Source organism: Corynebacterium sp. HMSC14H10 (assembly GCF_001807105.1).
GTDB lineage: Bacteria > Actinomycetota > Actinomycetes > Mycobacteriales > Mycobacteriaceae > Corynebacterium > Corynebacterium jeikeium_D.
Genome location: NZ_KV787408.1, coordinates 24,134 through 46,880 on the forward strand (window position 1 = coordinate 24,134; position 22,747 = coordinate 46,880).

Annotated in this window: 20 protein-coding genes; 12 read left to right on the forward strand and 8 right to left on the reverse strand. The window is 56.8% G+C overall.

All coding sequences use genetic code 11. The features are described from left to right. Positions 1-14: 14 nt before the first annotated feature. A complete protein-coding gene (locus HMPREF3135_RS00670; RefSeq protein WP_049170862.1) occupies positions 15-632 on the reverse strand; it encodes a biotin transporter BioY in 618 nt (205 codons plus the stop codon). Between the two features lie 107 nt (positions 633-739). Between HMPREF3135_RS00670 and HMPREF3135_RS00675 the strand changes: the two genes are divergently transcribed. From HMPREF3135_RS00675 to HMPREF3135_RS00695, 5 genes are all read left to right on the forward strand, one after another. Continuing rightward, the gene (locus HMPREF3135_RS00675) at positions 740-946 is read left to right on the forward strand and encodes a DUF3046 domain-containing protein (RefSeq protein ID WP_042389280.1); all 207 of its coding nucleotides are present in this window, start codon (positions 740-742) and stop codon (positions 944-946) included. A gap of 316 nt (positions 947-1,262) precedes the next feature. Beyond that, positions 1,263-2,366: a recombinase RecA gene (recA, locus tag HMPREF3135_RS00680; RefSeq protein ID WP_070437343.1), complete on the forward strand. Its 1,104-nt coding sequence runs from the start codon at positions 1,263-1,265 to the stop codon at positions 2,364-2,366. 43 nt (positions 2,367-2,409) lie between these two features. Continuing rightward, on the forward strand, positions 2,410-3,018 hold the full coding sequence (locus HMPREF3135_RS00685; RefSeq protein ID WP_049193012.1) for a regulatory protein RecX: 609 nt from the start codon (positions 2,410-2,412) through the stop codon (positions 3,016-3,018). Between the two features lie 106 nt (positions 3,019-3,124). After that, positions 3,125-4,672, forward strand: a complete 1,548-nt coding sequence (miaB, locus tag HMPREF3135_RS00690; RefSeq protein ID WP_049170866.1) for a tRNA (N6-isopentenyl adenosine(37)-C2)-methylthiotransferase MiaB — start codon at positions 3,125-3,127, stop codon at positions 4,670-4,672. Further along, positions 4,665-5,414: an Rv2732c family membrane protein gene (locus HMPREF3135_RS00695; protein ID WP_016422614.1), complete on the forward strand. Its 750-nt coding sequence runs from the start codon at positions 4,665-4,667 to the stop codon at positions 5,412-5,414. The genes miaB and HMPREF3135_RS00695 overlap by 8 nt, the downstream gene beginning before the upstream one ends. 164 nt (positions 5,415-5,578) lie before the next feature. Here HMPREF3135_RS00695 and HMPREF3135_RS00700 read toward each other — a convergent pair whose 3' ends face one another. Beyond that, the gene (locus HMPREF3135_RS00700) at positions 5,579-6,943 is read right to left on the reverse strand and encodes a DUF349 domain-containing protein (RefSeq protein WP_070437345.1); all 1,365 of its coding nucleotides are present in this window, start codon (positions 6,941-6,943) and stop codon (positions 5,579-5,581) included. A 161-nt stretch (positions 6,944-7,104) separates the two neighbouring features. Between HMPREF3135_RS00700 and HMPREF3135_RS00705 the strand changes: the two genes are divergently transcribed. The 3 genes from HMPREF3135_RS00705 (at position 7,105) to dapF (ending at position 9,734) form a co-directional block, all read left to right on the forward strand. Further along, entirely contained in the window at positions 7,105-7,809 is a 705-nt protein-coding gene (locus HMPREF3135_RS00705) for a class III extradiol ring-cleavage dioxygenase family protein (protein ID WP_070437347.1), read from the forward strand. A gap of 67 nt (positions 7,810-7,876) precedes the next feature. Next, positions 7,877-8,779, forward strand: coding sequence for a tRNA (adenosine(37)-N6)-dimethylallyltransferase MiaA (gene miaA, locus HMPREF3135_RS00710; RefSeq protein ID WP_049189646.1), 903 nt, complete (start codon positions 7,877-7,879; stop codon positions 8,777-8,779). A gap of 31 nt (positions 8,780-8,810) precedes the next feature. After that, positions 8,811-9,734 carry a diaminopimelate epimerase gene (gene dapF / locus HMPREF3135_RS00715; RefSeq protein ID WP_049189637.1) on the forward strand — a complete coding sequence of 308 codons (924 nt, stop codon included), beginning with the start codon at positions 8,811-8,813 and terminating at the stop codon, positions 9,732-9,734. 60 nt (positions 9,735-9,794) lie between these two features. Here the strand turns inward: dapF and HMPREF3135_RS00720 are convergent, their stop codons facing one another. Further along, positions 9,795-10,574 (reverse strand): hypothetical protein, encoded by a 780-nt coding sequence (locus tag HMPREF3135_RS00720; protein ID WP_070437349.1) that lies wholly within the window; start codon positions 10,572-10,574, stop codon positions 9,795-9,797. 280 nt (positions 10,575-10,854) lie between these two features. Between HMPREF3135_RS00720 and HMPREF3135_RS11055 the strand changes: the two genes are divergently transcribed. From HMPREF3135_RS11055 to HMPREF3135_RS00735, 4 genes are all read left to right on the forward strand, one after another. Then, positions 10,855-11,112: a FeoA family protein gene (locus tag HMPREF3135_RS11055; protein WP_080969561.1), complete on the forward strand. Its 258-nt coding sequence runs from the start codon at positions 10,855-10,857 to the stop codon at positions 11,110-11,112. A gap of 43 nt (positions 11,113-11,155) precedes the next feature. Beyond that, positions 11,156-13,141: a ferrous iron transport protein B gene (feoB, locus tag HMPREF3135_RS00725; protein ID WP_049189639.1), complete on the forward strand. Its 1,986-nt coding sequence runs from the start codon at positions 11,156-11,158 to the stop codon at positions 13,139-13,141. A 495-nt stretch (positions 13,142-13,636) separates the two neighbouring features. After that, positions 13,637-15,244: a GTPase HflX gene (gene hflX, locus HMPREF3135_RS00730; RefSeq protein WP_141739557.1), complete on the forward strand. Its 1,608-nt coding sequence runs from the start codon at positions 13,637-13,639 to the stop codon at positions 15,242-15,244. A 116-nt stretch (positions 15,245-15,360) separates the two neighbouring features. Beyond that, positions 15,361-16,704, forward strand: a complete 1,344-nt coding sequence (locus tag HMPREF3135_RS00735; RefSeq protein WP_224784059.1) for a uracil-xanthine permease family protein — start codon at positions 15,361-15,363, stop codon at positions 16,702-16,704. 92 nt (positions 16,705-16,796) lie between these two features. Here HMPREF3135_RS00735 and HMPREF3135_RS00740 read toward each other — a convergent pair whose 3' ends face one another. The 5 genes from HMPREF3135_RS00740 to lexA all read right to left on the reverse strand — a co-directional run bounded on the left by HMPREF3135_RS00740 (position 16,797) and on the right by lexA (position 21,947). Beyond that, positions 16,797-17,069, reverse strand: a complete 273-nt coding sequence (locus HMPREF3135_RS00740; RefSeq protein ID WP_016422625.1) for an HPr family phosphocarrier protein — start codon at positions 17,067-17,069, stop codon at positions 16,797-16,799. Between the two features lie 140 nt (positions 17,070-17,209). Then, complete coding sequence (locus HMPREF3135_RS00745) at positions 17,210-19,369, reverse strand: PTS fructose transporter subunit IIABC (protein WP_049189641.1); 2,160 nt, start codon at positions 19,367-19,369, stop codon at positions 17,210-17,212. Positions 19,370-19,404: 35 nt separating this feature from the next. After that, the gene (locus HMPREF3135_RS00750; RefSeq protein ID WP_016422627.1) at positions 19,405-20,376 is read right to left on the reverse strand and encodes a 1-phosphofructokinase family hexose kinase; all 972 of its coding nucleotides are present in this window, start codon (positions 20,374-20,376) and stop codon (positions 19,405-19,407) included. Then, positions 20,373-21,152 (reverse strand): DeoR/GlpR family DNA-binding transcription regulator, encoded by a 780-nt coding sequence (locus HMPREF3135_RS00755; RefSeq protein WP_016422628.1) that lies wholly within the window; start codon positions 21,150-21,152, stop codon positions 20,373-20,375. The genes HMPREF3135_RS00750 and HMPREF3135_RS00755 overlap by 4 nt, the downstream gene beginning before the upstream one ends. A 93-nt stretch (positions 21,153-21,245) precedes the next feature. Then, complete coding sequence (lexA, locus tag HMPREF3135_RS00760) at positions 21,246-21,947, reverse strand: transcriptional repressor LexA (protein ID WP_016422629.1); 702 nt, start codon at positions 21,945-21,947, stop codon at positions 21,246-21,248. Positions 21,948-22,747 lie beyond the last annotated feature (800 nt).

The window sequence follows — 22,747 nt, forward strand, 5'->3', positions numbered from 1 at the left end:
CTAATTCTGTGGGGTTAATTGCCCGAGGTGGCTGCTTCCTTAACCAAACGACTTTGCTTACGGTTGGCAGCGTCGGGAAGCAAATCAGGGAAAGCCTGCAGTACTGCAGTAGCAATAAGCGCGGCTACGACAACCTTTGCCACGTCGCCTGGGATAAACGGGACGTTGGTAATCAGTGCGTCGGTGAAGCTAAGTCCCATACGCCAAGCCAATCCGACAGATCCGAAGAAGTACTGTAGTAGAACTCCAACGAGGCCCGCGCCGATGAAGACGCTGATTCGTGAAACTTTCGCCCGTGGTGCTTGCTGGGCAATCGCGCCGATTGCGAAACCTGCAATTAAGTAGCCGACAATGTAGCCCACGGTAGGGCCGGGAAGTGCGGCGAGAAGTGGTTTCCAGCCCGCCATGTTTGGGACGCCCACGAGACCAACAGCCAGGAACAGGGTAGTGGCGAGGCCACCGCGTTTGAATCCGAGAATCATCCCGGCCAGTGCGATGCCCATGTTCTGTAGCACGATTGGCACGCCGAGGCCGCCAACGGGAATGGCAATGCCGCCGAGCACGATGATCAGTGCTGCGAAAGCAGCGATAAGAGTGAGGTCATACACCTTGGAATTATTCACAGCTCTCATCTTAAACCCATGGGTTGAGCACTGTTCAGGCAGGGGAGCGGGGATTAGGTTATGAAAAGAGGGTGGCCAGGTAGGTATCAGTGACAGGTATCTTGTACGTTGGTCTCATGCGATTGGCCGATTTTCACAACTTCGTCAACCACGAATTTGGGCCTCAGCACGGCCCGTGGCTGTTGCATTCCCACGTACTGATGGAATATGGAAAAACTCCCGCGGAATTGCTCGAGGACGGGGTCGAACCTCGGGATATCTGGTGGGCGCTGTGTAGGGAACACGATATTCCCGAAGACCGCTGGTACGGTCCTGACGAATAGGTTCCGGCGTAGACGACGGTGAATGCTTGCCGACGGCTCTTGCGTGTCGTTGCCATTCGAACAGGGTTTCGCATATTATCGAAAGTGCTGATGAAGTCAATCCGTCTGATTCGGTATAACTTCCGGGTGTAACTGGCAGTAGAGGTGTCGCGGACCAATTTGGAACCGGAACGGCTAGTTTCGCGCCTAATTAAGTGTGAGCGAAGTTTCTGTTTTGGATGAAAATCGGGAGACACATTCTCTGAGTACGGCTCCAGAACCCGATACCGTACGCGACAATGACCGCGACAATGACAATGAGGAAGAACAACGAACTATGGCTCGTAAGAAGGCTACGGCTTCGAACCAGGGCAATGATCGCCTGAAGGCGCTCGATGTAGCTCTGGCGAATATTGAGAAGGACTTTGGTAAGGGTGCAGTTATGCGCCTGGGGGACGACAATCGTCCTCCAATTCAGGTTATTCCCTCCGGCAATATCGCTATCGACGTGGCCTTGGGCCTGGGCGGGTTCCCGCGTGGTCGTATCGTAGAAATCTATGGTCCAGAATCCTCGGGTAAGACCACAGTCGCACTGCATGCTATTGCAGAGGCGCAGCGGCAGGGCGGTATTGCCGCATTTATTGATGCGGAGCATGCGCTGGATCCGGTTTATGCGCGCAAGCTTGGAGTAGATACGGACAACCTTCTGGTATCCCAACCAGATACCGGTGAGCAGGCACTTGAGATCACAGATATGTTGGTGCGTTCCGGTGCTATTGACATCATTGTGGTTGACTCGGTGGCCGCGTTGACTCCGAAGGCTGAAATCGACGGTGAAATGGGCGATTCCCACGTTGGTCTGCAGGCGCGGTTGATGAGTCAGGCGCTGCGCAAGATGACGGGTGCGCTGTCCCACACCGGTACCACTGCCATCTTCATTAACCAGCTGCGTGAAAAGATTGGCGTCATGTTCGGCTCTCCTGAGACCACCACGGGTGGTAAAGCACTGAAGTTCTACGCTTCCGTTCGCTGTGACGTACGCCGAATTCAGACGTTGAAGGATGGCCAGGATGCGGTGGGTAACCGCACGCGCTTGAAGGTAGTCAAGAACAAGGTGTCGCCGCCGTTCAAGCAGGCAGAGTTTGACATCATCTACGGCGAGGGCATTTCGCGTGAGGGCTCGTTGATTGACATGGGCGTTGATAACGGCATTGTCAAGAAGTCCGGTTCGTGGTTTACCTACGAGGGCGATCAGTTGGGGCAGGGCAAGGAAAAGGCTCGTATGCACCTGCGCGAGAATCCAGAACTTGCCCAGGAAATCGAAGTCAAGATCAAGAAGAAGCTCGGCGTCGGGGAATTCGCGGAGGTCGAGGACGAGACCGATATCGATGCCCCTGTCGATGTCGTGCCGGACATCGACTTCGATGATTTGGAAGACTAGCTAGCTCGAGGCGTAGTGCCGCGACACACGAAAAGTGAGGACCGTGGAGGATCGTAACGGCCGCGATGTGCGGGAGACTATCGAAAAGCTTGCTCAGCAAATTGCGGAAGCTGACGGTAGTTCGCTCTACGATGCGGGTCGTGAGGAATCCAAGGCCCCGATTCGTGCTAAGGCACTGCGCTTGCTCGATCAGCGAATGCGTTCCCGCAAGGAACTCGTAGAAAGGCTCGAGGCAGTCGAGGAGTTTCCAACCTCGATGATTGAAGAAGTCGTTGATGACCTGACCCGAAGTGGATTGGTCAACGACGAGCTTTTCGCATCCGAATGGGTGCGGCAGCGCTTTGCCAGTCGCGGCAAGTCGAAGATGGTTTTGAACCGGGAGCTGCAGGAAAAGGGCATTGATGTTTCACTTCGTGCAGATGCGTTGGAGCAGATTACGCACAACGCGGAAGAAGAAGTCGCCCGGAAGCTAGCGGCGAAGAAAGCGGCCACTATTAAAACAGTGGCACCTGACTTCAACTCCAAGCAAAAGGATTTACGCAAAGTCGTCGGTGTGCTGGCGCGGCGTGGTTTCCCCTCTGAATTGTCCATGAGCATTGCTCGGGATCAGTTAGAAGAGCGATACCGGGAACTCGAAGAGGACACAGATTAGCGCCGGTGCCACCGCACGCCGGATTAGCACGCCGGCTGCGGACCCGTCAGGTTTAAAGGGGTCGCTGATTGGGGAAATGGGCCATAAACAGCTAACCTAAACTGCCGTGACTACCCCTTCTTTGAACTCTCAGCAGCAGTCTTCGCCTCGCACATATGAGGTACGTACGTTCGGTTGTCAGATGAACGTCCATGACTCGGAACGACTGTCTGGCTTGCTGGAAGAAAACGGTTATGTAGCGGCTGCAGAAGGCGATAATCCTGATCTGGTCGTTTTCAACACCTGTGCCGTTCGAGAGAATGCGGACAATCGCCTTTATGGCACGTTGGGACAGCTCAAACCAGTCAAGGATGCTCACCCAGGCATGCAGATTGCCGTCGGTGGCTGCTTGGCCCAGAAGGATAAGGACGTCGTCGTAAAGAAGGCCCCATGGGTGGACGTTGTCTTCGGTACGCATAACTTGGGTTCGTTGCCAGCACTGTTGGAACGCGCCGCTCATAATGACCGGGCTGAAGTCGAGATTAAGGACGCACTGGAAGAATTTCCCTCGGTGCTGCCGGCCAAGCGTGAATCCACTTACGCAGGTTGGGTGAGTATCTCCGTAGGCTGCAACAACACGTGCACCTTCTGCATCGTCCCCAGTTTGCGTGGTAAGGAACGCGATCGTCGTCCAGGCGAGATTCTCGCTGAGGTGCAGGCACTCGTGGAGCAGGGCGTTACTGACGTCACCCTCCTTGGACAGAATGTCAACGCCTATGGTGTTAACTTCGCCGACCCTGACATGGAACGCGACCGCTCGGCTTTTTCCAAGTTGCTGCGCGCCTGCGGCCAGATTGAGGGGTTGGAGCGCGTGCGCTTTACGTCTCCGCACCCAGCTGAGTTCACCGATGATGTCATCGACGCCATGGCGGAGACACCGAACGTGGTTCATCAGCTACACATGCCACTACAGTCCGGTTCCGACCGAGTGCTGAAAGACATGCGCCGTTCCTACCGCACCAAGAAATTCCTGGGAATTCTGGAGAAGGTTAGGGAAAAAATGCCGGATGCCGCCATTACCACTGACATTATTGTCGGTTTCCCAGGCGAGACTGAAGAGGACTTCCAGCAAACTCTCGACGTGGTGGAAAAGGCTCGTTTTAGCTCGGCGTTCACCTTCCAATACTCGCCCCGCCCGGGAACTCCGGCGGCAACCATGGCGGATCAGGTTCCACCACAGGTTGTGAAGGAACGCTATGGTCGGCTGCTAGCGCTTCAGGAGCGTATTTCCGAGGAAGAAAACGCTAAGCTAGTCGGCCGGGAAGTCGAGCTGCTGGTCAGCCAGTCCGATGGCCGTAAGAATGCGGAGACTCATCGCATGTCTGGTCGTAGTCGGGATGGCCGCCTGGTGCACTTCAGCCCGTCGGAAAGCGAACCAGGCATCGTCGACCGCAAGATTCGCCCAGGTGATTACGTGACAGTACGCGTGACCGACTCCGCACCGCACTTCCTCATTGCTGACTCCGGTGTGCTCACACACCGCCGCACTAAGGCGGGGGATAATGTAGAGGTCGGCCAGACTCCGACGACCGCGCCGATCGGAGTTGGTCTGGGCTTGCCAAAGATTGGGCGCCCGGAGAAAACGAGTGTAAGTGAGGGATGCGGCTGTGAGTAGTGACAAGGCTTCGCCGGAAAGTGATATGGAATCCACTAGCGAGCAGTCGGTGGAATCCGCGCAGGCGTTGCGGGTTCAGGAGCGCAAGGCCGCTGGCGAGCTGGATCTCGGCCGTGCGGTGATTCCGATGATGGTTGCCGTCATCGGCCTCATTACGAGTTTCTTCCTTCCGCACTCGGGCGTTGTTTTGGGCTTTGATGTGTTGCTGGATACGGATGTTGCGCATCAGTACTTCACGACTCGACCGGAGCGAATCTACTCCATTCTCGTGGTGGTAGGTGTCTTGCTAGCTATTGCCACGCTGATTACGCGGACGACGATTCTCGCATTCGTCACCTGGTTTTTTGCCTGTATTCAGATGGTCTACTCAGTCTTCGCTGGTTGGATGCGTCAGTCTCGTCCACAGGAACTGGCCGGCGAGGGTATTTCCTTCGGCCTGATGCTCGGTATTTTCTGCAGTTTTCTACTGGCCATCTCCGTGACTTTCATCGCTTTCCGACGTAGTAAGGAGCAGCTCGCAATCGCGACGAAACGTCGCAAGCACGCTGACACCGATCCGGTACTGCGCGCGCAGCAGGTTTACCTGCGGGCGGGCCTGACCCCGAATACGACTACGGATGTTGAGGTCGTCGACGACCGCCGTGAACGCGCTCGCCGACGCAATCGTGTCCAGCAGGGCAGTAGCGCGGATAATGTCTCTCAGCAGACCGGCGAAAAGGACGAACAGGTCAGCGACGAGTAGTGAGACTTTTTAACTAGCGCAGTAAGTATGGGGCTCTCTTCCATTCCGGAAGAGAGCCCCTTACTTTTAACCATCGACGCGTTGCCAGCGCGTAGCTGAGCCAGGATTCTGTTGCGGACGCCGGAGAGCGAGAACCTGCTTCCCCGACACACAACTAGCTTCTGTTAGAGCTCCTTGAGAGTCTCCGCGGCCTGCTCTGCCCACTGTCGCCACTGTTCGGCCTGCTCCCGAGCCTTGGCGGCCTGAGAAGCCTTGCCCTTCGCCTCGAGTTCGGCGGCCTTCTGCTCAAACTCCGCTGCGCGGTTGGCGAACTGCTGGACGCGAGCCTGTGCTTCGGGGTCGGTACGGCGCCACTGCGAATCGGCAGCATCGGAGACGCGCTTTTCCAGTGCGCCAATGCGGTTTTCATACTCACGCACACGCCCACGCGGCACAAAGCCGATGGCCTCCCATTTCTCCTGCAACTGACGCAGTTCGTTGCGAGCGTGATCGAGGCCCTTGGACGGATCAATGCGGTCTTCGTATTCAGCCAGCAGTGCGTCCTTGGCCGCAGCGTTTTCCTCGAACTCCTTGTCTCGAGCTTCGTTGACCGCGTTGCGAGCACCAAAGAACTCATCCTGGGCGGCCTTGAACTGCGCCCACAGCTTGTCATCGACCTCGCGTGGGGCTCGACCAGCGGCCTTCCACTCAGCCATCAGGTCACGGAAGGCAGCAGCGGTGCCACCCCAATCAGTGGAGGTCTTCAGGGCCTCAGCTCGCTCAATGATGTCCTCCTTAACGCGGCGAGCAGCCGCACGGTTGCGGTCCAGTTCCGCAAAATGGGCACCGCGGCGGCGGTTGAAAGAATCACGCGCGCGAGAGTAACGGCGCCAGAGTTGATCATCAGTTTTGCGGTCGATGCCGCGAATCTGCTTCCACTCCGTGAGAATCTCGCGGATACGGTCGCCGGCGACCTTCCACTCGGTGGAGTTCTCTGCGAGCTCCTCGGCCTCTGCGGCGAGCTCTTCCTTACGTGCGATGGCGTTCTTACGGCGCTCTGCCTTGTCGTGAGCGACTTTCTCCTCTGCGACGTGGGAGGTGGCAATGACCTCTGCAAGGCGCTTATCCAGCGCATCGATATCGCCGAGAACCGTGGCGGTGGCAAGGCTCTCACGCAGTTCAACTGCGTTGTGAGAAATGGTCTTTGCCTCCTGCGGGTGGGAGACTACACGAGATTCCAGTAGCTCGACCTCGGTGGCCAGATCCTCGTAGCGCTTGCCGTAGTGGGCATAACCCTCTTCTACGGTGCCAGCCTGCCAGGAGCCAATATTGCGTTCGCCGGCGCTGGTGACCAGCCAAACAGTGCCGTCTTCGTCAATGCGGCCAAACTTCTTTGGATCATTGTGGACGGCATGTGCCACAGCGGCCGACCCCGCAGGCGCTGGAGTAGCTCCAGGGGCCTTACGATGAGCCGGCATTGAGCCTGGTCGAGGTCCCGGACGTGGACCCGGGCGTGGACCTGGCTTAGGGGAATTGCTGGTACCGGTCATAGTGGGTAAACCTCTTCCAATCTTCATGCAGAACTGCCGCGCGACACGGCTGCCATCAAACACTTACGGTATGTGCTCGAGTATCCCAAAAATTTTGGCACAGCGCGCGTAACACCGCCGGATTAAGGCATCGACTAGCCCCTCACGGTAGCGTTGAGGACGTGAATTCGCGTTTGCCTCGGCTTGTTATCGTTCCGCGTGCGCTCCTCATCGTCGAGGAGCTGGGTGGTTTTGCACCTATCGCCACGGAATTGCGCCGTCATGCCCGTGAAACCGTCGCGACGCTGTGGACAGATGACGAACCCGGGGAGCCCGGCGCGGTCGCTATTATCACTGGCAGGATGCAGGCGAAGTCCCCGCACCAGACCAGCGCACCCGGCAGTTTTTCTCCGTATGGGGTTGATGTCACGGTGTCAGGCGGAACCGAATTACCTGAGCTGCTGGGACGCTGGCTTATCGAAGACTACGCGCGACGGAATTCTGAAGGACCCACTGGCCGCGTCATTCAGGCAACGTGCTTCGACTCTATCGCTGAGGCACTCGCTGCCGGTCACACGCGTCTGCTTGTGCTTGTCGACGGCGCATTCGGCCTTGCGGACGATTCCCCGGTCGGCGTAATTGAAGGTGCAGCGGAGGTTGATGCGCTGTGCAGTCTGATTGCTGGTCAGGACTGCTCAAGTATTAACGTGGAAAATATTGTGTTTCCAGCTCCCGGCGCGTACGCAGCCGAGTTATGGCAGCAGCTGAGTAAAGCTGCTGAAAGCTGGACGGGGTCTGGAATGACCGTCGTAAAGCGTTCTTACTATGACGGGGCGCCTTACGGCATCGGTTACCACGTGGCCAGCTGGCAGTGTGTTGCGAAGTAGGAGCTCGCGTTTTTAGTTTTTGTGCAGGAGTGTGAACTGGGTAGTGACGGCTTTCGAGAGTGAGAGCTTGCCGGTGCCGATTGCGGTGGTAGGGCCGACGGCGTCGGGAAAGTCGGATTTGGGGCTGGTGCTTGCGGAGCAGCTTGGCGGTGAGGTCGTCAATGTTGATTCGATGCAGCTTTATCGAGGAATGGATATCGGAACAGCGAAGCTGTCGGTGGACCAGCGGCGGGGGATTCCGCACCACCAACTCGATGTGCTGAACGTGACGCAGCCGGCGAGTGTAGCGACATATCAGCGTGAGGCGGTCGCGGATGTTGAGGCCATTCGCGCGCGGGGGAAAGTCCCCATCCTTGTCGGCGGGTCGATGATGTACGTACAGGCGTTGGTGGACGACTGGCAGTTCCCACCTACGGACCCTGAGGTACGTGCGAAGTGGGAGGCAGTGCAAGACGAGATTGGTCCGGCGGCGTTGCACGATCGGTTGGCAGAGATTGATCCGGATGCGGCGGCAATTATTGAGACCAACGACCCGCGGCGCACTGTCCGGGCTTTGGAGGTCATCGAGCTGACAGGTAAACCTTTTGCAGCGTCGAAGCCGTCGATTGATAAGCCACCGCGGTGGAACACTCGCATATTGGGGTTGCGCACGCAGGCGGAATGGCTAAATCCGCGGATAGAACAGCGTACGCGGGGCATGTTTGCCGCTGGCCTGGTGGAAGAAACTGAGAGTTTGATTGCGCAAGGGTTGCGCGAAGGTGTGACCGCTAGTCGCGCGATCGGCTATGCACAGGTGCTGGACTACTTCGATGGGGTTTACGACCTGGATACGGCTTGTGAACGCACGATTACTGGTACGCGCAGGTATGTGCGACGTCAGCGCTCCTGGTTCAACCGTGATCATCGAATCATGTGGCTAGACGCTGCCGGTGACGTGCCGGGACAGGCGTTTTCCGCACTTGGTCTGTAAGAGATTCGGACCTCCCGCTAGCATCAAGGGCATGGTTTCCTTTGCCAAAGGCCACGGTACGCAAAACGATTTCTTGATTTTTCCAGATGATTTGGTGTCCATCGAATTGACCGAATCACTGGTCGCAGCAGTGTGCGATAGACAGCGGGGTCTTGGCGCTGACGGCGTCCTGCGGGTTGCCCGAGCGGGGAAACTCGTCGATGCCGGTGTTTTGGCGGCATTGCCGGAGGGCGTTAAAGCCGACGATTGGTTTATGGACTACCGCAATAGTGACGGTTCTATTGCCGAGATGTGCGGGAATGGTGTCCGCGTCTTTGCACACTATATTGCCGCGATTCACAGCCCGGACAGTGTCGTCGACGGAGCTTTGCGGGTGGGCACTCGAGCAGGGCTGCGCGCTGTTTCGATTGATGAGCACAGCCGCAGGCACGCGGTCGTTGGGGTGGATATGGGCCAGCCGGAAGTCCTCGGCCTCGCTACTGCGTTCATTGGTTCGGGCAACAATGCCCAGAAATTCGCCGGGATTGGTGTCGACGTGGGAAATCCGCATTTGGCCTGCGTCATGCCTGGCCTAAATGCCGCCGCTCTGGCGGAGCTGGAATTGGAAGCGGCGGGTAGTGTCGCGAAGCCAGTGCGTGCCGACGAAGCCATGTTCCCGAACGGCCTCAATGTGGAAATCGTCACCCCGCTGGATGCCTGTGATTCGGTGTCCATGCGAGTAATTGAACGTGGAGTTGGTGAGACCCGCTCGTGTGGCACCGGTACGGTTGCGGCAGCTATTGCCGCGCTGGCCGATGCCGGCCGGACTGAGGGGGTTGTGACAGTCAAGGTGCCCGGCGGTGTGGTGACTGTGGATGTCCACAAGGCCAGCAATGCGGATGGGGACTTCTCGGCGACCTTGACCGGGCCGAGCGTGATTCACACGCTCGGCGATATTGAGCTGGAAGCCCTGTGACTGGTAGCTATTGCTGCAGGAGCACTAGCGGGGTAGTGGAAGCGGTGGGGAATCAGCGGACTAGTGTCCGCCGCAGCCACCGTCGCCACAACCACAGCCGCCATCGCCACAGCCGCCTCCGCAACCTTGAGGCGGAATGATCTCACCGGTCAGTGAGAAAGTACCGGAAACGACCATGCCTGGCTGGGGAGCTTCGTCGCCGCCGGGGACAAGTACGTCCATAGGAGTCGGCAGAGCAAGGTTGAGCACCCAGAACTTCTTGCCGGTTAGCTCATTGACATGCTTGCGGGAGTTATTGATAACACCAGCCAGTTTCACGGTTGCGCTAGGCGATGCCTTCCCGACCTGATCTCCGACAATTGCCTTAGCACCTTCGAAGTCCAATGTTGTCGGGGTTGCCCCGGTGCGCTTCTCGTACTCTTCGATGGATGCGTCGAGGGTGAAATCAGTTGCTAGAGCTGATAGCGCGACATGCTCAAAAGTCTGAGTTCCGGCATCAACAATCATTGGCCCCTGTGACAGCAGGCAGGTAGCGACCTCGATGACCTTGTCAAAGCTATCCGAGGAGGGATCATCCTCGACGATTTCCACGAGCGCCAAGACATCGTCCACGCTGGATACATGGGCAGTGACGGTCGGGCTGCCCGCGAAGCCGGCGTAGGTAGAAAATGGTTCAACACCCAGGATGTGCAGACGCGCACCAGAGGAATCTTCGAAACGGACCAGCTGGCCACCGCGGACCTCGCCGATGACCGACAGATTGTCACTGGCAATCGCGGCTTCCATCGCGTCTCGCCAGCTGGGGTAGTCCATGCCAATGCTTCGCAAGTCAGTAGTCATACTTTTCGATGATACTTCCCATATCTTCATCTGCGAACTAACGAATCGCACGTGAGCGCATTGTGCTCTGGGGTACCTAGAACCATTCCTTCACGCCGCGGCAACTATTCGGATGGGGCTAACAATTCTGCCACACTAAATAGGTAAAGGTTAAGTGTGGCATAAATAACTTTCCTTAGGTGTGCCGGGTTTATTCCATTTAGGCATGTCTAAGAGTAAGCTCATCTCCGTAAACACCATTTGCTTAGCTTAATTCTTATCTATATAAGCGAGGTTTCTCATGCTCGGATTGCGGTCTCGAAAACAGTCGGATGACATTCAGTCGCTTGCCGACGTCCCGGTGGGGGTAACCGTCACTCTGGGAACGTCGCATGTGGATGAGCGCCTGTGCCGCAGGCTTTCGCAACTGGGGCTTCGCCCTGGAATGAGTGTCACTGTGGGACGGAGTACCAGCGGCGGTGGGCGAATCGTCCATGCTGGCGCAACGCGCTACGCCATCGATGCCAGCACGCTGCACAAGATGTCCGTCGTGGGTTAGGTCCCCTACATCTCTTTTCTCACCTCCCTCCTGAAAGTAAACAATGACAACACCTACGGATTCCTCAACGCGAAAATTCGCATCCACGCCCAGCTGCCACGCATGCAGCGGCGGAGCACCAGCAAAGGATGGTGCACCTGTTGTCGCAGTAGTCGGCGCACCGAACTCCGGTAAGTCAACACTGTTCAATAGTTTGACTGGTGCGAAAGCGCAGATGGGCAATTGGCCTGGTACGACCGTGGAGGTCAGCCGTGGCGCGTGGAAGACCGATGCCGCTGAGTACGATGTCATCGATTTCCCGGGTGCCTACTCGCTGGATGCCATGAGTCCGGACGAAGAGCTCACTCGCGAGATGCTCATCGAGAAACCAGAAGAAGAACGCCCGGATCTCGTCGTTGTCGTTGTCGACGCCACGGCACTGGGCCGTGGCCTCTACATGGCCGCGGAATTGGCGGAACAGCCCCAGCGCATCGTTCTGGCTCTGACCAAACTAGATGTTGCCAAGGCCAAGGGCATCGATGTGAATCCGGACGCATTGCAGTCAGCTATGGGGATGCCGGTGGTGGCGCTGGATCCCCGTCGTAAAGCGGGAATGGCGCGGTTGGCCGACGCGGTAGCAGCGGCTCTGGACGGATGTAGTTCGGTGTCGTCACCGATTCGCCAGGCCGATGGTGAATCGATTGAACGCCTGGACGACGCACGCTTTGCCGCGATTGATGCGGCGGTTGCGGCATCTACGGGCGGGGTGGAAGATCGCCAGACTTTCTCCGACCGCATTGATAACGTGGTCCTCCATCCGGTGCTCGGACCGATTGTGTTCCTGGCAGTTATGTGGGCAGTCTTCCAAATCACGACGACGGTAGCAGCACCGTTGCAGGACGGTTTGGAAACCCTTATTACCGGTAATTTCGCAGATTTGGTTACCCGTGGATTAGAAGCGGTGGGATGGGATCATCCGATTGTCACCGGGCTGCTTGTAAACGGCATCATCGGTGGTGTCGGCATGGTGCTGACCTTCGTTCCGCTAATGGCACTCATGTTCCTGTGCCTCGCAGTACTCGAGGATTCAGGGTATATGGCGCGTGCAGCCGTGGTGGCGGACCGTGTCATGCGTGCAATTGGTCTTCCGGGTAAGGCATTTATTCCGCTCATCGTCGGCTTTGGCTGTAATGTGCCAGCAATCTCGGCAACACGTGTGCTGAGTAATCCGCGCCACCGCATTTTGACGGCTCTACTGGTTCCGTTTACCTCCTGCTCGGCGCGCCTGACCGTGTATGTCATGTTGGGTGCGGTGTTCTTTCCGGAACACGCGGGCACAGTCGTCTTCGCTATGTACGTGATCTCGATTCTGCTGATCGTTCTGACCGGCCTTGCACTGCGTAAGACCCTGTGGCGCACCATGCCGTCGGAACCGCTGGTCATTGACCTGCCAACCTACCAGCTTCCGACCGCACGGCTGGCACTATCTGTGATGTGGATGCGTCTGAAGGGATTCCTGCAGACCGCAAGTGGAATCATCGTCAGCACCGTCATCGTCGTATGGCTACTGATGTCTATTCCGGTTGTCTCCGGGCACTCCTTTGCCGATGAAAATCTAGCACCGCAGGACTCCGCATACGGTGCAGTCAGCGAAACTATTGCTCCTGTGTTTAACCCGGCAGGTTTCGGTACATGGTCTCTGACAGGTCCGTTGGTGACGGGCTTTGTGGCCAAGGAAGCCGTCATTTCTACCTGGGCACAGACCTATGCAGTGGAGGACGTCACCGACTCCGATTCGAGCGAACAGGCCTCCAGCCCGCTCGCGGAGAATATTCGACGTGACTTTGACAATGCATCCGATGGACACGGATTGGCAGCAGTCTGGGCCTATATGATCTTCCTGCTGGCTTACACACCGTGCGTGGCTACGCTCGCGGCACAACGTCGAGAGATCGGCTTGAAGTGGACGGGCTTCGGTTTGCTAGCGCAGCTGGTCGTTGCATGGGCACTGGCCGTGATTGTTTTCCAAGGGTTAAAGCTGTTCCTGTAAAGCCTCGTTGATTCCTAGTAGCTTCGGCAAAGCTACTAGGGCACACTTGCGAACTAGAAATCAGATCCAACAAGAATCGCGATACGGAAAGGAGCTATCGCCGTGGGACTCTTTAGAGCCAGGAAGAATACGACGGTTACTCGTCGGCCTTCAGAAGCCGTTCAGGATGCAATCGCGCAGGGCATTAGCTCCCGACGCAAAATTTGCGAAATCACCGGCCTGCAGCGAGCAACGGTAGACCTCATCCTTGACCGCATGGAACACACCGGCCAATTGCGACGGGAATCCCTCGGTGGCATGTGCCCAGGCGGAGGTTGTTCCAACTGTGGAATGTCCGACAGCGGTACGTGTGCTGGCGGTAGTTCTAATAGTGGTCCGGTCGCACTGGTTCTGACACGCAGGCCACCTTCTGCAGCCTAAGTCTTGAGCTTCGGCTCGGTATTCTCCGCACACAATGCGGAGAATTTGGCTTGTCATGTGACAATAGCAGCTAGTATGACGAATTTTTCCAACAACTTTGATGAGGTCAGCGACGAAACGTCGCAGCAAGCTCGCACCTCGCACGAGATGGACGATTTTTTCATCGACGCTAATGCCGCTGGCGAGAACGCCGATAGTGCCTCCGGGGATGCGTTCGCAACGAACGTCGGCACGCAAAGGGAACCTACCGTCGGTGATTTGGATTTGGAGGCGCGTTCCTCACTGCGTCGGCTGACCAGGTCAGTAGCACATACTGAATCCGAAGAGGTGATGGTCGAGTACCGTCAGCTCCGACTGGAGCGCGTTGTGTTGCTCGGTGTCTGGACATCCGGGACCCTTCAGGAAGCCGAAGTGGCGATGGAGGAGCTCGCCGCACTGGCAGAGACTGCAGGTTCGGAAGTTTTAGAGATGGTGCTGCAGCGTCGTGATAAGCCGGACCCTGGTACTTACGTGGGATCCGGCAAGCTCAACGAGCTTCGCGATATTGTCGCCTCTACCGGCGCAGATACAGTTATTTGCGACGGTGAGCTGTCTCCCGGCCAATTGGTGGCGCTGGAGGATCGCCTTGACGCCAAGGTTATTGACCGCACCATGCTGATTCTGGATATCTTTGCTCAGCACGCGAAGTCCAAGGAGGGCAAGGCGCAGGTCTCGCTGGCACAAATGCAGTACCTGTACACGCGTCTGCGCGGCTGGGGTGGCAACCTATCGCGTCAGGCTGGTGGTCGCGCGGGCTCCAACGGCGGCGTGGGTCTGCGTGGTCCGGGTGAAACTAAGATCGAAACCGATCGTCAGCGGCTACGCCAAGATATGGCGCGGATTCGCAAGGAATTGGCTGGCATGAAGACTGCGCGTGAGATCAAGCGCGCACGTCGTAAGGCTGGACACCTGCCGCGCGTGGCAATTGTCGGCTACACCAACGCGGGTAAGTCTTCGTTGCTCAACGCACTGACAGGTGCCGGTGTGCTGGTGGAAGATGCGCTGTTTGCCACGCTGGACCCGACGACTCGTCGCACCAAGCTTCGCGACGGTCGCACGGTGATTATGACCGATACGGTCGGATTTGTTCGCCACTTGCCGACGCAGCTCATTGAAGCTTTTCGCTCGACCTTGGAAGAGGTGCTCGAAGCCGACGTCATCATGCACGTCGTAGACTCCTCTGACCCATTCCCGCTGGAGCAGATTAAGGCTGTCAACAAAGTCATCAACGAAATCGCGGAGGAAGAAAAGGCCGAGATTCCGCCCGAGCTGTTGGTAGTCAACAAGGTGGACAAGGCCGATGGCATCACTCTGGCGCAACTGCGCCACCAGCTCGATGATGCGGTCTTTGTCTCTGCGCGAACGGGTGAGGGGATCGGTGAACTGGAGACCCGACTCGAGCTTGCACTCAATGAGCTGGAGTCTCACGTCCACATGTTGATCCCCTATGACAAGGGCAATATTGTCTCCATGCTCCACGAAGATGCGACCGTGCTGTCGGAGACATGGACAGAGCAAGGCACCCAGATGGATGTGCGTTTGCCCACTAGCCTCGCGGATGAACTGTCGGCATACCACATCGAACCTGCAGAGAATACTGACTTCTCGGCCGACGCGAATGAGGATAGTAGCAACGACGGCTAGTCGGAATAGGGCGAGCGGAGTTGGAATAGGGAGAGCGACAAAGAGCTCCGGCAGTCCTGGGTTTAATGCTGTATCCGTGGCGTGATCTGCGGTGGGCATCCACTAGCATTACAACCATGAATTCTACTTCTGACGCGGAGACCCAACAGGGAACCTCCGCAAATCCGCCTGCTGAAAACGCCGAACGTGGCCGTCTTTTCGGTTGGGATATTCACGGTGACGGTCGAAAGATTGCACCGGGAGCCGTGGTGGCTCCCAACGAACGCCTCGATTGGCCTCGTACAATTGGCATTGGCGCACAGCACGTCATTGCCATGTTTGGTGCAACTCTTCTGGTGCCGCTATTGACTGGTTTCCCAGTCAATACCACACTGCTGTTCTCGGGTATCGGCACGATTGTCTTCCTGCTAATCACCCGAAACCGCTTGCCCTCTTACCTGGGCTCGTCGTTTGCCTTCATCGCACCACTGACCGCGACACAGGCGCAGGGTATTGGTGTTCAGCTCGGTGTCGTGCTCTGCGCCGGCATCGCGCTCATGCTCGTTGGCTGCGTTGTAAAGTTCGCCGGCAAGCGTGTCCTCGATGCAGTGATGCCACCTGCAGTAACCGGTGCCATCGTCGCTCTCATCGGACTTAACCTGGCGCCTGCCGCCACGGAGGACTTCGCCACTCAGCCGTTGGTCGCATTTGTCACGATGGCATCCATTGTCTTCGCAACCGTCGCTGGCCGCGGTATGGTCAGCCGTCTGGGTGTCCTTATCGGCGTACTAATCGGCTGGGTCTTCGCCGCTGCCACTGGAAATCTCTCGCCCGAGGCTACAGAAACTGTCGGCAATGCCGCCTGGATCGGTCTGCCCGCATTCCACGCGCCGGAGTTCCACTTCAATGCGATGCTGATTGGTCTGCCCGTCATCGTAGTACTCATCGCAGAGAATGTCGGTCACGTCAAGGCTGTTGCTGCCATGACCGGCCGAAACCTCGATGACATCGCTGGCGATGCTCTTATTGCAGACGGTCTAGCCACCACCATCGCCGGTTCAGCTGGTGGTTCTGGTACCACTACCTACGCTGAAAATATCGGTGTTATGGCCGCTACCCGTGTCTATTCGACCGCAGCTTACTGGGTGGCAGCTTTCACCGCCATTGCACTGGCTTTCATTCCAAAGTTCGGCGCACTCATCTTGACCATTCCTACCGGCGTGCTCGGTGGGGCAACGATGGTGCTCTACGGCCTAATCGGTTTGCTCGGTGTGCGCATCTGGATGGACGAAAAGGTCGACTTCAACAACCCGGTTAATCTCACCGCTGCCGCTACCGCGCTGATCGCGGGTATCGGCAACCTCACCCTCGACATTGGTTCGCTGACGCTGGAGGGCATTGCTTGGGGGTCGGTCGGCATTATTATCGGCTATCCAATTTTGAACTGGCTCTACAATCGCATCGGCGAGAACCGCTCGTAGGCCACCCGTCCAGGGCAGAATCTCGCACGAATGCTTAACGACGGACCCCGTGACCGTTGCCACGATGTTTCGTCGTTAAGCTCTTTTGCTTTTTAATCGCTCAGGTCTTGGGCGATGAGTTCGGCGATTTTCTCTACCGCAACCGCGTTACTACTGGTCACAGTGACTTCATCGCCGAATTCGGCACCGAGTGCCATGAGCATCAACGAGGATGAAGCATCGGCCGGTTCGTTGTCGGGCTCGTCTGAGTCAAGGAGCTCGACCAGAATTTCTTCCTGAAAACGGGAGGCACGCTCAGCGATGACCGTTGCAGGGCGGGCATGAATACCCACCTTGGAGCCGACGTGGACATGTTGAGTAACCATGCGAGCGGCATCCTGCCTTTCTGCTTCTCGATTTCCTCGATGCCATTTCTGAGCTTAATAGGTTGCCCGGATGGGTTGGGGAATGTTTGCTGAAAATCGTAGAAATGCTCGTTGGGATAAACCAGCCGGTGCGGTAAAAACTACGCTTCCGCTGAAACGTCTGCTTCTAGGTTTTGATTATCGGTGCTGACTTGCCGCGGCCACAGGCTTTTAGCTGCCACAACGAGAATTGCTGCCACTATGCTGCCCAAGACGATTGCAGTAAGCCATGCGACAGGGTTGTCGATTGCAAACAGCACAAAAATACCTCCGTGCGGAACACGTGTGGCCGCACCCAAAGCCATTGAGGTGCCACCGGTGACGGCACCGCCAATCACAATCGACGGAATCACACGTAGCGGATCTGCGGCGGCGAAGGGAATTACTCCCTCTGAAATGAAGGCCGCACCGAGCACCCAGCCCGCTTTGCCGTTTTGACGCTCCGCCGAACTGAACAGCTTTGGTCGGAGCACAACTGCCAGAGATGTAGCCAATGGAGGTACCATGCCCGCCGCCATCACAGCGGCCATGACCTTCCATGATGCGGGATCTGCTGAGGCGATGTTTGCGACGGCAAAAAGATAAGCAGCCTTGTTGATCATTCCGCCCATATCCACGCACATCATTGCGCCGAGAAGACCACCGAACAGGAACGCCGCCGTCGTATCCAGTGATTGCAGCCACTGCTGCAGAGCCGTCATCAGCCACGCCAGCGGCATCCCGAGCAGCAGGTACATGGTGAGCCCAACGGACATAGCGCCGAGCATAGGAATCACGACAACCGGCATCAGCGGTCGCAGCCAGTCCGGGACTTTCATCCTCAACAGTAGGGCTACAACTAGTCCCGCCAGGATGCCTGTCACCAGGCCCCCAAGGAAGCCGGCGCCAACCGTGACCGCGATGGCACCGCCAATAAAGCCTGGTGCAATGCCGGCTCTGCCAGCCATGCCAAAGGCGATATAAGCACTCATTACAGCCACAATGACCTGCATGCCGTGGTTGCCAATGGCAAAAAGCGCCGAGCCGAGATACAGCCACAGCCCACTACGATCAATTAGCACGGTGCCGAGATCTTCTGTCGGCACAGCAATCGGGGCATCGAGTCCGATAATCTCCGGCAGCCGCAAATCCCTAGTCACGGCGTCAGCTACTACACCAACCTGATGACCGCCGACGAGGAATCCCAGCGCAATCAACAACCCCGATGCGGCCACGAACGGCACCATATAGCTGACACCGGTCATAATGGCATCACGAACCCAGTGTCCGAAGGCTTTGTCACCGCCTAACGATGATTTATGTGCCCCCACCTTCGTAGTTGCTTGTACCCTCTCAGATGAAGGGTCTGCGCCTGTAGTACCGGTTTGCGAACCGGCCTCCTTGTCGTGGTCATCCTTAGGTTGCGGCGCCTTTCGGTCGTAGGCGCGAACCCGTGATTGTTCTGCTTTTGCCTTCGCTTGTTTAATAACCGCAGTAGGTTCATTGACTGCCTTACGAATTGGCACTTTGACCTGTGGTTTATCGCTGAAGCGCTTAAGCCCCGTAACCCCAATATCGGCTGCGATTACTAGCACGTCGGCCCGGACAATTGCCTCTGCGGGGGCTTCCTGGGTTCCTGCCGAGCCCTGCGTCTCTACAGTTAGTGTGACATCAGACATGCTTTCTGCCGCGCCAGTAAGCGCTTCGGCTGCCAAATAAGTGTGTGCGATGCCCGTGGGGCAGGCCGTGATGGCGACGATATTGGTCTTCGCCGGAGGTTTTTTCGCTTTCCGACGAGGCGCTTTGGTGACGTGCTCGCTAATGATCCGGGCAGTCTCTTCATCGCTTTCAGCACCGCGAAGAGCTGCGCGAAACCCCTTATCGCGAAGTGCTTTTGCGAGTGCGGCCAGAATATCGACGTGGACATCGCTGTTACTAGATGGGACACCAATGAAAAAGAGCAGGTCCGCCGGCCCATCTGGTGTGGTGAATTCTGTAGCGCTGGTTAAGCGGGCAAACATCAGGGTCGGCTTCGACCAGTCCTCATGGCGGCAGTGGGGGATGGCTATCCCTCCCGACAGACCTGTCGGGGCCTTCTCTTCGCGTTCGAGGGCTGCTGCGACGATGCCGTTGCTGTCGGTGGCGCGGCCGGTCTCTACAGCTTTAGCGATGAGATAGTTAAGGATCTTCTCCTTTTGCGGACCGATATCTAGGTCAAGGAACACTGTCGACTCATCGGCTAGGTCTGATGCAATAGCGGAAAAATCTGCCGAAGAAGACATGGTTTTCTAATGCTCCTTATCTAGGCATCGAAAAGCTAAGTGTCGAGCTGCCATAACCGGCCGGCCTCGGGGTGAACCTGTTCTGGATAGGGGATGGTCGTACCGGGAAGACTGGTTGCCGCCGCCCCATAAGCTACGGCGGTGGTTAGTGCATCTTGGTAGCTATCACCGCGTTCGCGGGACATAACGTAGCCGGCCAAAGCACAGTCTCCAGCACCGACCGTCGACTGAGCGACTATCGAGGGGGAGGTAGCAGCGAAACAACCGCCTGACTTCACTGAAAGCACCGCCCCTGCTTCGCCGAGAGTGGCCAGGACTTCGGAAACGCCAAGCTCGTTCAGCGCACGAGCAGCCTGCGCTACGGGAAGATAGTTCCCTTCGGCTGCAGCGGCCTCAAGCTCTTCGCCGTCCTGATCAATGATTTGACCAAGTTCGTAGGCGTTCGGCTTCATCAAAAAAGGTCGCACCTTTGGAAATGCGCGAACGACCTCAGTCAGTGGGCCGTCGCTCGTATCCATAGCAACACGAATATTCGGGTTGACCGAATACACCGCCTCGGTGCATTGAACGTAAAAATCCCTGGGGACACCAGGGGGCAATGAACCTGCGAAAACTACCCACGTGGCGTGTTTAGCATGGTGGATAAGCTTCTCCAGGACACGCCTACGGTGCGCTTTCGTCAATGTCATGCCAGGGGAATTGAGCTTGGTGGTCGTCCCATCTGGCTCTGCGAGTGTGAGATTAACGCGGGCTTCGTTAGTCGTGTTGATGGCTTCATGGGGTATGCCAGAGACTTCCAACAGGCGCGTGAATTTTCCGGAGTCCGATGCCGGGTAGAGCGCGAGCGTCTTTTCTCCGGCGTAGTGCAACGCCTTGGACACATTAATTCCCTTGCCACCAGCCATGTCCTCAGCCATTGGTAGGCGGAACACGCCACCTCGCTTGAGCTCCGTATCGAGTCGAGCAAGTCGATCGATTGACGGATTTACAGTCAAGGTCAGGATCATGAAGCAACCACAACCTCGACACCTTGCTCCCTGAGATCGTTGACGAACTGTTCCGGGGCAGAGGAATCTGTAATCACGACGTCGATATCTTCCAATGCTGCAAAGCTGACGAGAAAGTCGCGGCCAAGTTTCGTCGAGTCCGCCATAACGATGACCTTGCGCGCATTCGTAATCATCGCGCGCTTTACCGCCGCTTCCTGCGGATCAGCAGTAGAAAGACCGTGGTCAATTGTCAAGGCATTAGAACCAATGAAAGCGACATCGGCACGCATAACCGCGAGAGTGCGGAGTGCCGTATCGCCAGCAACCGCCTGAGTAATGACGCGAACTTGGCCGCCAAGGAGTTGAAGCTCAATGCGGTTCGATCCTGCGAGTGTGATGGCGTTGGGAAGAGAGTTTGTGACAACCGACCAACGGCGGTTATCAGGGGAGTGGACCATCAGCTCTGCAAGAGCCTCGGTGGTAGTTCCAGCATCGAGAAAAATTCCACCACCAGAGTCAGGCAGAAAATCCGCAGCACAGCGGGCAATAGAGAGCTTCGCGTCCTTTTGCGCGTTCTTTCGAGCGGCAACTGAAAACTCAACAGTCTGAAAAGAACGAGTAGCCACAGCGCCACCGTGTACGCGGTGAACTGCGCCCTCTGCATCCAACTGAGCTAGGTCACGGCGAATCGTCTCTGCTGTGACATCGAAAGCTTCCGCAAGATCAGCGACCGTCACGCGCCCTTCGACTGCTGTCAAAGACGCAATCTTCCGGCGGCGTTCCTCTGCGTACATTCCCCGCTCCTTAGCTGTTAAGAAATTTCAGCTTTACTATCTGTTCCCAGTATGCCCGTTTATGTCTGTTTCGGGCAACGAAAATGTGGGAAATTAGAGGCTGCGTAGGACGCTGACAATCTTGCCGAGGATTTTGGCGTGCTCCGCGGGGAGTGGGTCAAAGGCGCGATTATGGGGCATGAGCCACTTGCCAGCAGCGTCTTCGTGCCATTCCTTGACTGTTGCTTCATCTTCAAACAGGGCTGCAACGAAATCTCCCTGTTCGACCACGTCTTGGGAACGGACTACCACCCAGTCTCCGTCGAGAATGCCCGCGTCAACCATGGAATCACCCACGACCTTGAGTAGGTATAGCTGACCAGAGCCCGTAATCTCCATCGGAAGTGCCATGTGACTTTCCACATGCTGCTCCGCCAAAATAGGGTTGCCAGCCGCAATCTGTCCAACGATAGGAACGAAGATTGGCTCTGGCATGTCCTCTGGCATCTCGGGAGTTTGGGTGGTGCCAGTAGCCTTTGGCCCAGGCTTTACCGGAGTGAAAGTGCCAGCGGAGGACTTCGAATCCCTTACGTTTACCGCGCGGGGTTTGTGTGGGTCGCGGCGGAGAAAGCCCTTCTTCTCCAACTCCTTGAGTTGGTATGCCACCGACGAGGTGGAATTCAAGCCCACAGCATCCCCAATTTCTCGAATGCTCGGTGGGTATCCGCGAAGTACGACGGCATCCGAAATGACGTCAAGAATCCGACGCTGCCGATCGGTGAGTGTTTTAGGGTTCGCTTTCTTCTTTTGAGCCATGGAACATCCCTTCTCAAACTCTTTCGAATGAATCATAACTCAAAACTGTTCGAATCGTCGAGCATCGAACACTGTGCGCCCTTGAATTCTTTAGAAAACGTGTACATTATCCGTGCGCGGAGGCGGTGATGATGTCGAAAATCGAAAATAAATCCGGATAGCAGTAGACAATATTCGAACATGGTGTTATAAATCGAACATGACAAGTTACTCGAACAGTCGTTTGATGAAAGGGTCTAGACGGATTCTCCGCATCCGCCCTTGGACATAGTCTCCACAGCGTCGGGAAACGGTCGTACAACTCTTATTCTCTCCAGGCCGGCAACGGTGGGAGAGTCAACGTTGGAAAGGGAGAAAACATGATGTCTACGGTTTCAACCGCACTTGGTGTTAGCAGCACATCTGATATTGACTTTTCTCAAGTTTCCGAGCTCCCTGCTCGGACGACACGGAAAGCCCCGTTGGTGTGGGGTGAACGTAGTGCGTCTTGCACACAGCACATCGTTCGGCCCGGTCAGCGTGCACGTATTGCACAGCGCAATCGAAATGGGGCTTCATCGGCGCGAATGCGGAGGGACAGGTCGCGGCCCAGTCATGTCTCGGTCAACTACGGGCGTCCGTCTCTATCCGTTAGCAGGGCGCAGCAGTCCAATCGTAGTGATGTATCCGCAGGCACTAACCTGACTCGCCTGATGGCGGTATGGGCTCTAGGGCTTGGTGCTTTCTTCGGAGTTTTCGGCAGCATGGTCTTTGAACAGGGACAAAGTGAGGCGGTCGAAAGCACCTTTACGTCTACGTAC